This is a genomic window from Methylophaga sp. (genome assembly GCF_030651745.1).
Genome location: NZ_JAUSCC010000073.1, coordinates 21,838 through 34,982 on the forward strand (window position 1 = coordinate 21,838; position 13,145 = coordinate 34,982).

The following is a 13,145-nucleotide window of genomic DNA, read 5'->3' on the forward strand; positions in this document are numbered from 1 at the left end:
GCGGTTATTGGTGACTGAGCTGGCCATCGCCGATCCGGTCACCTCGCTGAAAGGTGTCGGCGCAAAACTCGCTGAGAAGCTGGATAAACTGGGGATACGGCAGATCCAGGATCTGTTGTTTCACCTACCGCTACGCTATCAGGATCGAACCCGCTTAATGCCTATTGGCAGTTTGCGGCCGCAGCAGGAAAAACTGGTCGAAGGGGTGATTCAACTCAGTCAGGTCAAATTCGGCCGGCGCCGATCACTGCTTTGTCATATCAGCGATGGCACTGGTGCATTGGTATTACGGTTTTTTCATTTTTCCAAAAGCCAACAACAGCAATTAGCCAAAGGGCAGCGTATTCGCTGTTTTGGTGAAGTTCGTAGTGGCCCATCTACTCTGGAAATGGTGCATCCCGAATACCAATTGATTCAGGGGGATGCGCCGTTTGCTGTCGAAGAGACCTTAACCCCGGTTTACCCAACCACCGAAGGTTTGCATCAATTGTCCTGGCGTAAATTATTACATCAGGCATTGAATCTGCTGGATCAGCAAACCATGCCAGCTTATTTACCTGAAGCTTTGCTGGATCCACGCGTCGCACATTTTGATCTGACCCAAGCCCTGAAATATGTGCATTTACCGCCGCCGGATTGCGATGTCGCTCAGCTAATCTCCCGTGAACATCCGGCACAAAAACGTCTGGCATTTGAAGAGCTGCTGGCCCAGCAGCTCAGCATGCGGCAAATCCGTTATCGCACTCAGCAACATCAGGCACCCAAATTTAATGCAGATACCTTCAGTGAAAAGTTTTTAAAACAACTGCCATTTCCGTTAACCGGTGCTCAGCAACGTGTAATCAAAGAAATTCGCCAGGATCTGCAACAAAGCATTCCGATGCAGCGATTGGTACAAGGTGATGTTGGGTCCGGCAAAACGGTAGTGGCGGCTTTATCAGCATTAATAGCCGTTTCCAGTGGCTATCAGGCGGTGATGATGGCACCGACGGAATTACTCGCAGAGCAGCATTATCAGACGTTTCGTAACTGGTTGGAGCCGTTAGGCATTCAAGTCGGCTGGTGTGCTGGCAAGCAAACGGCTTCGCAGCGTCGCCAGGTGATTGCCGCATTGGCGGAAGGCGAAATCAATATTGCCGTAGGTACTCATGCGTTATTCCAGGATGAAGTCACCTTTAATCGGCTGGGTTTAGTGATTATTGATGAGCAGCATCGCTTTGGTGTGCATCAGCGTATGGCCTTGCGGGATAAAGGCAAAGCGGTGGATGTTCTGCCGCATCAGCTGGTCATGACGGCTACACCGATTCCACGAACCCTGGCAATGACGGCTTATGCGGATTTAAATGTCTCAGTCATTGATGAATTACCGCCAGGCAGGCAACCGGTGACCACGGTGGTGGTCGCTGACAATCGACGCCCGGAAGTTATTGAACGGATTCATGTGGCCTGTCAGCAAAAACGCCAGGTGTATTGGGTGTGTACCTTGATTGAAGAATCTGAGCATTTACAATGTCAGGCAGCGGAAGATACCGCAGAACAATTGCAACAGGCATTACCGGATTTACGTATTGCTCTAGTGCACGGCCGGATGAAATCAGCAGACAAAGAACAGGTTATGCTGGCTTTTAAACTGGCTGAAATTGATCTGCTGGTGGCCACCACGGTGATTGAAGTTGGAGTGGATGTGCCCAATGCCAGTTTGATGGTGATTGAAAATGCCGAACGTCTTGGATTAGCCCAATTACATCAGTTACGCGGAAGGGTAGGACGCGGAACGGTTCAGAGTCATTGCGTGCTGATGTATCATCCACCACTGTCGGAAAATGGCCTGGCTAGACTTGCCTGTTTACGTGAAAGTAATGATGGTTTTGTGATTGCCCAACGCGATCTGGAAATTCGTGGTCCGGGTGAAGTTTTGGGTACACGGCAAACCGGTTTGCCCCAATTTCGGGTTGCCGATTTGCTGGCCGATCAGGATTTATTGCCAGCAGTGACTAAAGCCGCTGAAACATTAATAGAGCACCATCCAGATAAAGTTGCCCCGTTAATCAACCGCTGGTTCGGCACCAAACTGAACTTCGGACAAGTATGAGTTCCAATTTTTTATGATAAGAAGCCAAGCCCACTGGCATTCAGCTGCTACTGCAAAGTTGCCGAGCGAACTGGCCGATTGGCTTACTGATAAGGGTTCGTTGACTTTGCGCTTGCGACAAACCAGTCAAAAGCAATTCAGTGTGGATTTGCAGCAGACCGGTTGGCAGAAGCCATTAACTGAAGAAGCGTTGAAGCTGGAACAACCGTTACATGAAAACGCCTATTGCCGTGAAGTGATATTACGCGATGGGGACAAAGCACGTGTATTTGCACGGACCATTGTGCCGCGGGCCAGTTATCAGGCATTACAAGCCCATTTACATATTCATCATCTAGGAAACCGCTCGTTGGGAGAAATTTTGTTTACCGATCCGGCCATTAAACGCGGACCTCTGGAAGTTGCCAGCTTGCGAACAGGACAAAGCCTGTTTGAACTGGCAAAACACAACGGTATAGCACTGGATGACAAAGCAATTATGTGGGCCAGACGATCCTGTTTTTATTTTGCCGGCAATAGCCTCCTGGTCTGTGAAATGTTCCTACCCAATCAGGATTGGTCAGAATGACAAACTTATTCAAAAAACTGCAGCTGTATTGGCAACTTACCCGGATGAACCGGCCCATCGGTATTTTATTATTGCTGTGGCCAACCTTAACGGCGTTATGGATTGCCGCCGGCGGACTGCCGGATATCAAGATTCTGCTGATTTTTATTGCTGGCGTGGTGTTGATGCGAGCGGCGGGCTGTGCGATTAACGATTATGCTGATCGACACATTGATGGACAGGTTTGGCGAACTGAAAACCGACCATTAGCCACTGGTGCATTAACCGCAAAGCAAGCAGTACTGACCTTTGTGATCCTGGCTTTAGTGGCGTTTCTGTTGGTGCTATTCCTTAATCCGTTCACCATTATGTTGTCGCTCGTGGCAGTTATATTGGCAGCGATCTATCCCTTTATGAAACGCTTTACCTATCTGCCACAGCTGGTATTGGGCATGGCATTTGGCTGGGCAATACCGATGGCGTTTGCCGCTCAGACTAACAGCTTACCGGCGATTGTCTGGTGGTTATTTGTGGCCAATATTGTCTGGACCACCATGTACGACACCTTCTATGCAATGGCCGATCGTGAAGATGATCTGCAAGCCGGAGTGAAATCCACCGCGATTTTATTTGGCAAAAATGACTTGTTGATACAAGGCTTATTGCAACTGAGTTATCTGTTGATCATGCTGGTGATAGGGCTGCAATTGCAGCTGGGCATGGTGTTTTATTTCGGGCTATTGATAGCTGCAATGCTGTTTATCTACCAATTGCGGTTAAGCAAAGATCGTGAACGAAATGCCTGTTTACAAGCCTTTCTGAATAACAACTGGGTTGGCGCGGTGGTGTTTTTCAGCATTGTTCTGCATTACAGCCTGAGCTGAGTCGATTGATGCTGCGTTTATTTACTTCCTATTGTTTTGTTTTTTTACTGCTTAGCCATGTTCATGCAACAGAGGTTTATCAGTGGACTGACGAGCGTGGACGGCAAATATTTTCAGATCAACCAACTGATCCGGCTGCAGAAGTTCTGGAGCTGCAGCCAAATTCCAACCGCTATTTATTTAATGTAAAACGCGTCTATGACGGTGACACGTTGGTATTGGAAAATGATGAGCGGGTCAGATTACTCAGTATTAATACGCCTGAAATCAGCTCAAGACATCGTGAAGCCGAACCTGGAGGTATTGAAGCCAGAGACTGGTTAAGAAATCAGTTAAAGGATGGGCAGGTCTATCTGCAGTACGATGCGGAAAAACGGGATCGTTATGATCGACTGTTAGCCTATGCATGGACAGTTGATGGTGAGTTTATCAACGAACAACTGCTGCAACAGGGATTGGCAGCACTAACCATTCAACCACCTAATTTGCAGTATGCAGAGCAATTAATGGCTGCCCAACAACATGCCCTGGATCATAAAAAAGGCATCTGGGCGGTTAAACACTATCAACCTCGCAAGGTATCAACGGTTAATGAAAATGACTATCGAGGCTGGCAACGCTGGCGGTTAACAGCCAAATCACAATCGCAAACCCGTGATTACTGGGTATTGAAAGTGAATGACAAAGTCAGCCTGCGTATTGCCAAAAAGCAGCAGACTTTGTTTCCGCCATTAGAAGAGTATTTGAAAAAGCCTCTGGAAGTACGTGGCTGGATGTCCAAACGGGGTGACCATTACAGTCTGTTTGTGCAGCATCCCAGTGCAATTGTCATATTAGATTAGCTTTATTCAATCTCGCTGAGCAGTTGTTCCATGATGTCATTCATGGTCACCATGCCAATCAAATCATTGTTGTTGAGCACTAACAGTCGTTTGACTCTATGAGAAGCCATTAACGTCGCCACGTGTTTAACTGATAAGTCGGCTCCAACAGCAATAACCGGTTTGGCACAAATATCGTAGACATTCAGTAAATCAATATCGCCTTCTTCAGCAATAACAGTTTTCAGCACATCTGAATAGGTAATCAAACCATAGGCATCATGTTGACTTTGTTTGTCTACCACCAGTGATTTTATTTTGTGGCGTTTCATCAAATTTAATGCTTCACGAATTTTGGCAAATGGTGAAATCATGACCACATCGGAGATCATAACGTCTTTAACTAATCGCATGAGGGTAATCCTTGATGTCTAGAGAGTTTCTCGTAAATGTTGCTGGAATTTTTCAACCTGTGATGTATCAATACCGGCCAGATGCTCCAGCGGCAGGGTAAATACCAAACCTTTTGAGTCGGATTCATCCGGCATCAGAATGGCCTGTATGGCTTTGAGTATTTGTAAGGATAGGCCTTTTTCCAGCACCATCAATAAAACACTTTGACTACCATCATAGCTGAGACCAAAAAACGTTTTTTTGGCGTTATTACTGATACCGCGAGCAGACATCAGTGTGATACCGCCCGCCCCTAAATCCCTTGCTGCATCAATCGCAGCTTGCTCACTTTCTTCTGGAACGATAGCGACAAGAACTGAAAATTTCATGGGGTTACCTTTTTCAATGTCGTCATGAGCTGCATCGCGATAGCATAGAGCATGACTGTTATGATTGGAAAGATGGAGGCAAAGGCAATCAAACCAAAGCCATCCATCAGAATATTTCGGCCTTCAATATGGGTTGCCAGACCAATACCCAGTGCCGTGACCAAAGGCACGGTGACTTCAGAAGTCGTCACACCACCTAAATCATATGCCAGCGGCACAATATATTTGGGGGCAATCAGCGTCAGCACAATGACGATTAAATAGCCGCCAATAATGTAATGGTGGATCGAGTCACCGGAAATAATACGGTGTACACCGATAGTAATACCAATGGCGACACCGAATGCCACCAGGATCCGGATAACATTACCATTTATCCTGCCGGATGCCGCTTCCTCTGCCTGTTGACCGATAGCAATCAAGGCGGGTTCAGCCATAGTGGTGGCAAAACCAATGGCAAATGCAAACAGATAGACATAAATAATATGCTGATTTTTTATCAGTTGTTCAGCCATGCTGCTGCCGATGGGAAACAGGCCCATTTTCAGACCCACCACAAACGCATATAAGCCAAATAACACCATGGCAAAGCCTAAGACCACCTTGCGCGGATTGGTCAACGGACGTTTTAACACCAGATACTGGAAAAACAGGATAGTAATAATGATGGGTAAAACGTCTCCCACCATGCCAAGCAAATCCATCAACATGCTCATCGGACCGGAGAGTGCTTCCTGTTGAGCGCTAGCTATACTCAATTCTGCTGCCGAAGTGGCTTCTGCTCCGCTAAACACGACAATCCCGTACAGCTGTACCGTAATCATCGGCACCATTACTGCCATGGCTACAATACCAAAGCCGTCAATAAGGGGATTACGACCACGAATAGAGGTGGCTAAACCAATGCCCAATGCCGCTATTAATGGCACCGTAACGATATTGGTGGTGACCCCGCCAGAATCATAAGCCAGGCCAACAATTTCAGCAGGCGTAAAAAAGGTGATGGTCACGACAGTAAGATAGCCGATGATCATGAACCAGTGCAGCGGATAGCCAAATAAAATCCGAAATACCCCAAGCGCGACCACAAAGCCTACCGAGATAGCTACCAGAAACCTTAGAATCAGCGCATCAATGCGACCTTCGCTGATCTCTTGAGCCTGTTCGGCGACTGCAATTAATGCTGGCTCAGCAACCACCGCAGAAAAGCCGAGTGCAAAACCAAAAGACAGCAAAATCCACAAAGAGCCACGTTTGGTAAATTGATTGGAAAGGCTTTTGCCTACCGGGAATATACTTAATTCAAGACCGCGCAGGAACAAAGCAACGCCAATGGCAACGATAAGCAGCCCAATGCTTATACTCAGAGTGTTATCGGGGATACTCTGTAAGATAAAGGTCTGAAAAATAACCACTACAACGACGATGGGCAGCAGATTTTTCAATGCATGCATAAATGCATCTGAAAAAGCTTTTAGTTGATTCACCAGATCCTCTTCACAGTGGTTTAAATTGGATTGTAGAGCCTGTTGTCAGCCGTCACAAGCTGTTGTCATGCTTCAGCACTGACCTTTACCTGATTGCGTCCCGATAGTTTTGCTCCATAGACCGCCTGATCAGCGGATTGTAATAAACGTTTAACCGTCATATTGCTGCCGGGTTCCAACGTTGAAACGCCAACAGACAAGGTGACACGTATGGTTTTACCGGCTGTAACAGTGAAATCTGTTTCAGCAACGGTTTTCCGCATACGTTCTGCAATATCTGCTGCAACTGCACGATTGGCATCTGCTAACAACACGACAAATTCCTCACCGCCATAGCGTGCCAGCACATCACCTTGCCGCAGACTGTCATTGAGCAGTTGTGCCACATGTTTGAGCACCTGATCACCGGTTTGATGACCATGACTGTCATTAATGCGCTTGAAATAATCCAGATCGACAAATAAGCAGGACAAAGGTGTTTTATTGCGATTGGCCCGGCTGAATTCTTCGGTGATGCGCTGATCAAAAAATCGGCGGTTATTCACGCCGGTCAGCGGATCGCGTAGACCGACCAGTTTGACTTCTTCATGCAACCGGGCATTTTCAATACAGGCTGATACTACTGCTGCCAGATGTTCCAGGAACTGTGTGCCGATATTGGATTGGAATCTGTTGGGATTACGACTGCCGAGGTTCAGACTGCCAATCAATTGATTTTGGCGAATCAACGGCAATAGCGCGATCGAACCTAGTTCATTATATGAGGGAAACAGTTGCTGGTGCTGGTGCGAAGAGAAAGTCACCAGCCGCGGGATCCGTCGTAAACTGAAAAACTGTTCCAGGCGTTGCACGGATTCGGTAAACAGCAAATGGTTTTGCCATTGTTGGGTTTCTGGAAAGGATTCCAGTAACCGCTGGAATTCATATTCCGGATCATGCAACATCAACGTGACAGCCGTTAGCTGGAAGCGATGTTTATGCTCTTCCAGAATCAGTTTCAGTAACGGCTCGAGACCGCTGCTCTTAAGCAGACTTAGTTCATATTGCTGAAAGTTGAGCTGTTTTCGCTCATTGCTTTTGGCAATACGAATCAGATCATTTAATCGATCTTGAAGCGTCGTCACGTCTTTTTGAGGCATGCAACAGCCTTGAGCAATGTGAAGTAAATAGTTGGTGGCCTAATAATGGCGTATTGCGCGGGCAATTGTCCATACTTCTACCACTTCAACGCCGTTTTGTTGCAAACAACGGCAAGCTTCGGCCGCGGTATGCCCTGTGGTATAGACATCATCAACTAATGCCACGTGTTTATAAGGCAGAAGATTAGTGACAGCAAATGCCTGTTTTACATTACGTTTACGTTGTTTGCCGCTCATCCCAGTTTGAGGAGTGGTATTGCGCTGACGAATAAAACTGGTTTTATCGACAGGAATGCTTAACTCCCTGGACAAAGCATCGACTAATTGAGCCGATTGGTTATAACCACGGTGGCGTAATCGGCTTGGATGTAACGGAATGGGAATCAATATCTCCGGCAATTCATGCTGTCGTTTTTTGACTTTTGCTGCCAGTAGCCTGGCAAAGGTTTGAGCAAAAACCAGTTGCTGGTGAAATTTAAATGCAGCAATGCAATGGTTGATTGGGGTTTCATAACGAAATAAGGCCAAACTTAATTGCTGTGGTGGTGGATGTTGCAGGCATTGGCCGCAGATTCCGCTTTCGTTGAGAGGTAAGGCACAGCGCTGACAGCACTGGTCCAGCCACGGTAGCTCGACAATACAGGCTTTGCACAGCGCATCATGTGGACTAAAGTCACCACAGAGGAAGCAGGGAATCGGTAACAGTTTGCTGTATAATTCCGCCAAACGATGCGTCACTACGGCACTAAAGTTTCTGGCCATCATGTTATTAATCCATTAAATCTGATGAAGAAGCCCATGACTGAAAATATAGCAGAAAAGACCGCTCCGCTTCGCCACGACTGGCAGCAGGCGGAAATTGAAGCCTTGTTTGATTTGCCATTTGCGGATCTGATGTACAAAGCTCAAACCATTCACCGGCAGAATTTTGATGCCAATGCGGTGCAAATCAGTACCTTGCTGAGCATTAAAACCGGTGGCTGTGCCGAAGATTGTGGTTACTGTCCACAAAGTGCGCATCATGCATCTGCAGTGAAAGCCGAACCGTTATTGCCACTGGATAAAGTACTCGAATCCGCCGCACAAGCTAAATCAACTGGTGCCAGCCGTTTCTGTATGGGGGCCGCCTGGCGTAACCTGAAAGATCGTGATGTGGATCGTGTTGTTGCGATGATTGAAGGCGTTAAGGATATGGGGCTGGAAACCTGTGTCACACTGGGCATGTTGGAAAATCATCAAGCCAAACGTCTGAAAGAAGCGGGTCTGGATTATTACAATCACAATCTTGATACCTCACCGGAATTCTACGGTGAAATCATCTCTACCCGTACTTATCAAGATCGGCTTGATACCTTAAGTCACGTTCGTGAAGCCGGTATTCATGTGTGCAGTGGCGGTATTGTGGGCATGGGCGAAAGCCGTAAAGATCGTGCTGGTTTGTTAATCAGTCTGGCCAATCTGCCAAGCCATCCTGAGAGCGTGCCAATCAATCTGTTGGTGCAGGTCGAAGGTACGCCACTGGATGGCATCAATAATCTGGATCCATTTGAATTCGTTCGCACCATTGCTGTAGCACGAATCATGATGCCGCAATCGTTTGTCAGATTGTCTGCCGGTCGTGAAAACATGACTGATGAATTGCAGGCAATGAGTTTCCTTGCTGGTGCCAACTCGATTTTCTACGGTGAAAAACTGCTGACCACGGACAATCCGGATACCGATCACGATCAACGTTTATTCAAACGCCTGGGTATCACCCCTTTACAGGTCGGACAGCAGCAACAGGATGATAAACACTGTTCAGCTGCCTGAACCATTGCCAAACTACAGGATGCTCTGCGTGGCCATATGCTGCGCAGAGCATTTCAGTTAAAGGCAATCGCCGTTTTATTTTCACCACGTAGCTGATTTATCGAGGCGCTTTCGTGTCACAACTCCCCTGGCAACCACAACTGCAACAAACATTAGACGAGCGTAAAGCGGCTGGCTTATATCGTCGTTCACGGTTGCGTGATGGCGAGCAGGGTGTAGAAGTGGTGTTGGATGGCCGTAAATTATTATCGTTTAGCAGTAATGACTATCTTGGTCTGGCGGCGCATCCGGCATTAAAAACAGCCTTCGCCGATGCACTGGATCGTGAAGGTGTAGGTAGCGGTGCAGCACATCTACTCACCGGCCATAGTCGTTATCATCATCAGCTCGAAGAAGCCCTGGCAGAATTTACTGGTCAACAGCGTGTGTTACTGTTCTCCACCGGCTATATGGCTAATATTGGTGTGATAGATGGTCTGCTTGGCAAAACCGATGTGGTAGTGCAGGACAAATTAAACCATGCCTCACTACTGGATGGTGGCCGTCTTAGCGAAGCGCAGCAATTACGTTATCCCCATGCCGATATGGGCTTATTGCACCAACGCCTGCACACAGCCGCCAACTCCCGGAACAAACTGATAGTCAGTGATGGTGTGTTCAGTATGGATGGGGATATTGCCCCATTGCCGGAAATCATGGCATTGGCCGACCAACATAAAGCCGGTGTATTGATTGATGATGCGCATGGTCTGGGCGTATTGGGACAAAACGGCGGCGGTGTTATTGAGCATTTTGAATTAACACAGCAAAAGCCAATGCTCGTCGGCACCTTTGGCAAAGCCTTTGGCACGGCAGGTGCTTTTGTGGCGGCAGACGAGGTAGTGATTGAAACTCTGGTGCAACAGGCCCGCAGTTTTATTTATACCACGGCGCAACCCCCGGCTATTGCCGCAGCAACGATCGCCAGTTTAAAACTGGTGCAAACAGAAAACTGGCGACGCGATAAATTACAGCAACTTATTAAACAGTTCCGCGATGGTGCAGAGCAATTAGGTTTGCCATTAATGCCCTCACAAACAGCAATTCAACCGCTGTTGATTGGTGATGATAAAACAGCGCTTAAATTGGGACAGGATCTGGAACAGCAGGGCATATTAGTGGGTATTATTCGCCCGCCGACAGTACCGAAAAACACAGCCAGATTGCGTATAACGCTGTCTGCTGCTCATGATGCTGAGCATATTGATAAATTACTTGATGCTCTGGAGCGTAGTTATGTTCATTAAACAGATTGGCCAAGGGCCTGATCTGGTGATGTTGCATGGCTGGAGTATGCATAGCGGTGTATGGCACCCGCTTATCGAATTATTGGCAGACAAATTCACCTTGTATCTGGTCGATCTGCCGGGTCATGGACAGTCCGAATGGCAGGCTGATGCACTGCAAATCGACAAAGTATTAAACCAACTTGCTGAAAACGTTCCGCAAACAGCACATTGGCTGGGTTGGTCATTGGGTGGACAAATAAGTCTGGCTTTTGCATCACGCTATCCACAGCGGGTCACAAAATTGGTTTTAATGGCAGCCAATCCAAAATTTGTCACCGCTGACGATTGGAGCGAAGCGATGGATGCGGCGGTATTTGCGGTATTTGCCGGGCAGCTGAACCATGATCAACGCGAAACCCTGAAACGCTTTGTAATGTTACAGGCGCGGGGGGCGGAAGGCAGCCGTGAAACAATCAAACTATTAGCAGAGCAAACTGCCGATAATGTCGCGCATCCTGAGGCATTACAGGCCGGACTGGATTTATTGCAAACTTTGGATTTACGTACCGAACTGTCTCAACTACCGATACCGGTGAAATGCATTTTGGCTGATCGCGATCAGTTGGTACCGATTGCGCTGGCTGAAAGCTTAGCCGAATTAAATAAAGCCATTTCAATCGATCGAATTGCCGGAGCAGGGCACGCACCGTTTATCTCCCGACCACAGTTATGCGCCAACAGTATCCAAGAGTTTCTCAATGACTGAGCATGCCTTGCGTCCGGAAAAAAATCGCGTGGCGCGTGCCTTTGCCAATGCAGCGAATAGCTATGATGATGTGGCGATATTGCAGCGCGATACCGCTGATGAAATGCTGGAACGGCTGGAATTAGTCAAAATTCATCCCAAACAGATCCTCGATTTAGGCAGCGGCACCGGACGCAATTTGAATCTGCTGCAGCAACGTTATCCGGCGGCCCAACAAGTGGCGGTGGATATCGCCCCTGCCATGTTGCAACATGCTAGACAACGTTACCGGGCAGTTCAAGGATTACGTCGTTGGTTACCCGGTCACAAATCGCCATTATTTATTGCCGGTGATGCCGAGCAACTTCCGTTAGCTGATAACAGCGTCGATCTGGTCTATGCCAATCTGGCACTACAGTGGTGTGATTTGACTCCGGCCTTTACTGAAATACAACGGGTATTACGGCCTGGTGGTTTGCTGATGTTCAGCACGCTTGGTCCCGATACGCTGCAAGAGCTACGTCAAAGTTGGGCGGCGGTGGATAACTATCCGCATATCAATGTGTTTCTGGATATGCACGATGTCGCTGAGGCCATGTTTGCCGCCGGACTCAGTGAACCGGTGTTAGATAGTGATCGACATAGTCTGTTGTATCCAGATCTGCTCAGCATGATGCGTGATTTACAGCAATTAGGTGCGCGTAATGTTAATCAAGGACGCCGTCGGGGCCTGACCGGTAAAAATACGCTGAAAAAAGTCACTGCTGCCAGTGAGCAGTTCCGGGTCAACGGTCAATTACCAGCGACTTACGAGGTAATCTATGGTCATGCATGGGTTGGTGAAAAATCACAGGTCAATGAAAATGGTTGTGTGTCGATTAGTCTGGATCAATTAAGGAAAAATCTTTAGTGCAAGCGCATTTATTTGTCACTGGCACCGATACCGAAGTCGGCAAAACCCGCATCAGTGTGGGGTTGATTAAACTGTTACAACAACAAGGCCTGTCGGTTGCAGCGATGAAACCAGTAGCCAGTGGTTGTGAGTGGCATGACAGTGAATTGCAAAATGCTGATGCCTTGGCTTTAAGCCAGCAAGCCGATATCAAACTACCTTATTCTCAGCTGAACCCTTATGCATTTGAACCGGCGATTGCGCCGCATCTGGCAGCAGAACAGATCGGTCAAACTATTTCCCTGAGTATGATTGAAACCCAGTTTGCTTTAATAAAACATCAAGCTGATGTTGTTGTCGTTGAAGGAGCGGGTGGCTGGTTGGTGCCATTGAATGAGCAGCAAACTATTGCGGATTTGGCACAGGCTTTAAAGTTACCAGTGGTGTTAGTCGTTGCCATCAAACTGGGTTGTATTAATCATGCCTTACTAACCGTGCAAGCCATTACCGCGTCGGGTTTAACTTTGAAAGGTTGGGTGGCCAATGATTTTTTACAGGACCCGCAATCAACAGCGATTATTCAAAGCCTTACACAGCGAATAGTCGCACCTTGCCTGGGGATCGTACCCAAACTGGCAGATGATGAAGATGCCAGTGCTTATCTGCAGCTGTAAAG

14 protein-coding genes are annotated in these 13,145 nt (G+C 47.5%); 9 read left to right on the forward strand and 5 right to left on the reverse strand.

Annotated elements, in window-relative coordinates; translation table 11 throughout:
* The first annotated feature begins 10 nt into the window (after positions 1-10).
* From recG to Q7V21_RS08505, 4 genes are read left to right on the forward strand one after another with little or no spacing between them, the layout of a single operon-like run.
* On the forward strand, positions 11-2,092 hold the full coding sequence (gene recG / locus Q7V21_RS08490) for an ATP-dependent DNA helicase RecG (protein WP_304916871.1): 2,082 nt from the start codon (positions 11-13) through the stop codon (positions 2,090-2,092).
* Positions 2,093-2,105: 13 nt separating this feature from the next.
* Positions 2,106-2,660, forward strand: coding sequence for a chorismate lyase (locus tag Q7V21_RS08495; protein WP_304916872.1), 555 nt, complete (start codon positions 2,106-2,108; stop codon positions 2,658-2,660).
* Positions 2,657-3,523, forward strand: a complete 867-nt coding sequence (gene ubiA / locus Q7V21_RS08500) for a 4-hydroxybenzoate octaprenyltransferase (protein ID WP_304916873.1) — start codon at positions 2,657-2,659, stop codon at positions 3,521-3,523. Before Q7V21_RS08495 ends, ubiA begins: the two co-directional genes overlap by 4 nt.
* Positions 3,524-3,531: 8 nt before the next feature.
* The gene (locus Q7V21_RS08505; protein WP_304916874.1) at positions 3,532-4,365 is read left to right on the forward strand and encodes a thermonuclease family protein; all 834 of its coding nucleotides are present in this window, start codon (positions 3,532-3,534) and stop codon (positions 4,363-4,365) included.
* A gap of 2 nt (positions 4,366-4,367) precedes the next feature.
* On the opposite strand, the gene Q7V21_RS08510 is transcribed toward Q7V21_RS08505, so the two are convergent.
* The 5 genes from Q7V21_RS08510 to Q7V21_RS08530 form a co-directional block, all read right to left on the reverse strand.
* Positions 4,368-4,757, reverse strand: coding sequence for a CBS domain-containing protein (locus Q7V21_RS08510; RefSeq protein WP_304916875.1), 390 nt, complete (start codon positions 4,755-4,757; stop codon positions 4,368-4,370).
* An 18-nt stretch (positions 4,758-4,775) separates the two neighbouring features.
* On the reverse strand, positions 4,776-5,126 hold the full coding sequence (locus tag Q7V21_RS08515) for a transcriptional regulator (protein ID WP_304916876.1): 351 nt from the start codon (positions 5,124-5,126) through the stop codon (positions 4,776-4,778).
* The gene (locus Q7V21_RS08520) at positions 5,123-6,613 is read right to left on the reverse strand and encodes a DUF1538 domain-containing protein (RefSeq protein WP_304916877.1); all 1,491 of its coding nucleotides are present in this window, start codon (positions 6,611-6,613) and stop codon (positions 5,123-5,125) included. The genes Q7V21_RS08515 and Q7V21_RS08520 overlap by 4 nt, the downstream gene beginning before the upstream one ends.
* A 65-nt stretch (positions 6,614-6,678) precedes the next feature.
* Positions 6,679-7,752 (reverse strand): GGDEF domain-containing protein, encoded by a 1,074-nt coding sequence (locus Q7V21_RS08525; protein ID WP_304916878.1) that lies wholly within the window; start codon positions 7,750-7,752, stop codon positions 6,679-6,681.
* 39 nt (positions 7,753-7,791) lie between these two features.
* Positions 7,792-8,517 carry a ComF family protein gene (locus tag Q7V21_RS08530; RefSeq protein WP_304916879.1) on the reverse strand — a complete coding sequence of 242 codons (726 nt, stop codon included), beginning with the start codon at positions 8,515-8,517 and terminating at the stop codon, positions 7,792-7,794.
* Between the two features lie 33 nt (positions 8,518-8,550).
* Between Q7V21_RS08530 and bioB the strand changes: the two genes are divergently transcribed.
* The 5 genes from bioB to bioD all read left to right on the forward strand — a co-directional run bounded on the left by bioB (position 8,551) and on the right by bioD (position 13,143).
* Entirely contained in the window at positions 8,551-9,564 is a 1,014-nt protein-coding gene (bioB, locus tag Q7V21_RS08535) for a biotin synthase BioB (protein WP_304916880.1), read from the forward strand.
* A gap of 113 nt (positions 9,565-9,677) precedes the next feature.
* Positions 9,678-10,850, forward strand: coding sequence for an 8-amino-7-oxononanoate synthase (gene bioF, locus Q7V21_RS08540; protein WP_304916881.1), 1,173 nt, complete (start codon positions 9,678-9,680; stop codon positions 10,848-10,850).
* On the forward strand, positions 10,840-11,598 hold the full coding sequence (bioH, locus tag Q7V21_RS08545; RefSeq protein ID WP_304916882.1) for a pimeloyl-ACP methyl ester esterase BioH: 759 nt from the start codon (positions 10,840-10,842) through the stop codon (positions 11,596-11,598). Before bioF ends, bioH begins: the two co-directional genes overlap by 11 nt.
* Complete coding sequence (gene bioC / locus Q7V21_RS08550) at positions 11,591-12,487, forward strand: malonyl-ACP O-methyltransferase BioC (protein ID WP_304916883.1); 897 nt, start codon at positions 11,591-11,593, stop codon at positions 12,485-12,487. The genes bioH and bioC overlap by 8 nt, the downstream gene beginning before the upstream one ends.
* Positions 12,487-13,143, forward strand: coding sequence for a dethiobiotin synthase (gene bioD / locus Q7V21_RS08555; RefSeq protein WP_304916884.1), 657 nt, complete (start codon positions 12,487-12,489; stop codon positions 13,141-13,143). Before bioC ends, bioD begins: the two co-directional genes overlap by 1 nt.
* Positions 13,144-13,145: the final 2 nt, after the last annotated feature.

Excerpts from the sequence above, each read along its gene's own strand:
- Q7V21_RS08530 (WP_304916879.1), bottom strand. The coding sequence starts at position 8,517 with ATGATGGCCAGAAACTTTAGTGCCGTAGTGACGCATCGTTTGGCGGAA.
- bioH (WP_304916882.1), top strand. The coding sequence starts at position 10,840 with ATGTTCATTAAACAGATTGGCCAAGGGCCTGATCTGGTGATGTTGCAT.
- ubiA (WP_304916873.1), top strand. The coding sequence starts at position 2,657 with ATGACAAACTTATTCAAAAAACTGCAGCTGTATTGGCAACTTACCCGG.
- Q7V21_RS08525 (WP_304916878.1), bottom strand. The coding sequence starts at position 7,752 with ATGCCTCAAAAAGACGTGACGACGCTTCAAGATCGATTAAATGATCTG.
- Q7V21_RS08505 (WP_304916874.1), top strand. The coding sequence starts at position 3,532 with ATGCTGCGTTTATTTACTTCCTATTGTTTTGTTTTTTTACTGCTTAGC.
- Q7V21_RS08510 (WP_304916875.1), bottom strand. The coding sequence starts at position 4,757 with ATGCGATTAGTTAAAGACGTTATGATCTCCGATGTGGTCATGATTTCA.
- bioB (WP_304916880.1), top strand. The coding sequence starts at position 8,551 with ATGACTGAAAATATAGCAGAAAAGACCGCTCCGCTTCGCCACGACTGG.
- Q7V21_RS08515 (WP_304916876.1), bottom strand. The coding sequence starts at position 5,126 with ATGAAATTTTCAGTTCTTGTCGCTATCGTTCCAGAAGAAAGTGAGCAA.
- Q7V21_RS08495 (WP_304916872.1), top strand. The coding sequence starts at position 2,106 with ATGATAAGAAGCCAAGCCCACTGGCATTCAGCTGCTACTGCAAAGTTG.
- bioC (WP_304916883.1), top strand. The coding sequence starts at position 11,591 with ATGACTGAGCATGCCTTGCGTCCGGAAAAAAATCGCGTGGCGCGTGCC.